This window comes from Bacillus sp. JJ1474 (genome assembly GCF_036965225.1).
Classification (GTDB): domain Bacteria; phylum Bacillota; class Bacilli; order Bacillales; family Cytobacillaceae; genus Cytobacillus.
This window is the reverse complement of the sequence record NZ_JBALPC010000228.1, coordinates 1-1717: the sequence shown is the minus strand read 5'-3', so window position 1 is coordinate 1717 and position 1717 is coordinate 1. Positions and strand designations below refer to the sequence as shown.

Annotated in this window: 1 protein-coding gene; it reads right to left on the bottom strand. The window is 32.7% G+C overall.

Translation table 11 applies throughout. From position 1 onward, the window contains the following. Positions 1–324: 324 nt before the first annotated feature. Positions 325–1308, bottom strand: a complete 984-nt coding sequence (locus V7164_RS22825) for an NAD(P)-dependent oxidoreductase (protein ID WP_335355310.1) — start codon at positions 1306–1308, stop codon at positions 325–327. Positions 1309–1717 lie beyond the last annotated feature (409 nt).

Genomic DNA, 1717 nt, shown 5'->3' with positions numbered 1-1717 from the left:
TTGTTCAATATTGAACAAAAATGTTTTTACAGGTTTATTATTTAATCTGTCATGACTATTATTATAAATTGATTTTCAACAAACTTCTTTATGTTTATTAAACAAAAGAATTATTATTTATTATTTACTTTGTATAAGGAACCCTCCGGTTATATTCACTTAAGACAAAAGGTTGTATGTTTTGCACAATGACTAAAATTAATATTTCAGTATAGTTTTAAGAATACTTTTAAATAGTTGTTCATCAAAAAACAAAATGCACACGAGATCACATACCATCTCGTGTGCATTTAAGAACATATGTAAATCCCTCTGTGAAAAGTATTATACAAGTTCTTTTACTTTAGTAACTCCATTAATAACATAATTCGGTTCTTCGCCATTTAATACTTTCACAATATTCCCGGCAGCCATCTCAGCCATTTTATCACGTGCTTCAAAGGTTGCATTTCCAATGTGTGGGGTTAGGACAACATTTTTCAGTTTCTTTAAGCGCTCACCAATCTCAGGCTCAAACTCAAATACATCTAGCGCAGCCCCTTCTATCATATTATTTTCTAAGGCATTAATAAGAGCTGCTTCTTCAACAATTGGACCATGTGCACAATTAATTAAATAGGCTGTTGGCTTCATCATTTCAAATTGTCTCGTACTGAACATATGTCTATTGCATGTATTGTATGAACAATTGATTGTGATAAAGTCAGATTTGACAACTAATTCATCAAATGTAACATAAGTAGCATTTAATGCTTTTTCGACTTCTGGAGTTTGCTGTCTTATATTACTGTATAATACTTTCATATCAAAGGCAGCTGCCCGTTTGGCTACCGCCTGACCAATTTGACCAAAACCGATTATTCCAATTGTTTTCCCAGTAACTTCTCGACCGCGGAAGTATGTAGGCGCCCAGCCATTAAACCCGACGGTTCGGCACACCTCATCACCTTCGGCTACCCTTCTTGCTGCCGCTAATAAAAGGGCAATCGTTAAGTCAGCTGTTGCTGCTGTTGAAGCAATGGGCGTATTCGTTATTGGAATTCCTTTGGAAGCCGCATATTCAAAATCTATATTATTAAACCCAGCGCCATAGTTTGCGATAATCTTTAATTTGGGTGCCTCATCGATCATTTCTTGGCTTACAGGTGTTGATAATAAACTTAATAGGGCGTCCTTATCTTTTATACGTTTCTTCAATTCTTCCTCGGAAATTAATTTTTCTCCTTCAAATACTTCAACTTCATGATCCTTTGACAATATTTCCAATCCTTTTTCTGGAATTTCGCCTGCCACTAAAATTTTTGCCATTTTCTTACACCTCTTCTTATTTTAGTTTGTGAATGTTTTCACAAATTTTATACTTTAATTATATTTTGTTTGCATAAGAATGCAATTGTATTCTAATCTTTTCACACAAATGTCATACTTTCCCAAAGGCGCTGTCAGTAGGATTTAATAAGATAAAGCTGATTTGAACAGTAAAAAATGATGAGTAAAACATTTCTTCAGTTCATATTTTTATTACTGTCAAATATTGTTCAAATTTTAGGTCTTTAAAAAAAGAAAAAAAAGAGTTAAGATATGTATATAATTAATTTGTGAATAAGTTCACAATATTTAAAAGGGATTTTTATTCGTTAGTAAAACTTAGCCCAAAGAAGAAGCAGTTGCAATCGCTGTAAAAATGAAAAAAGATTGCCTATAGAGAATAAAATTC

Coding starts and splice junctions, on each gene's coding strand:
- V7164_RS22825 (WP_335355310.1), bottom strand. CDS start 1,308: ATGGCAAAAATTTTAGTGGCAGGCGAAATTCCAGAAAAAGGATTGGAA.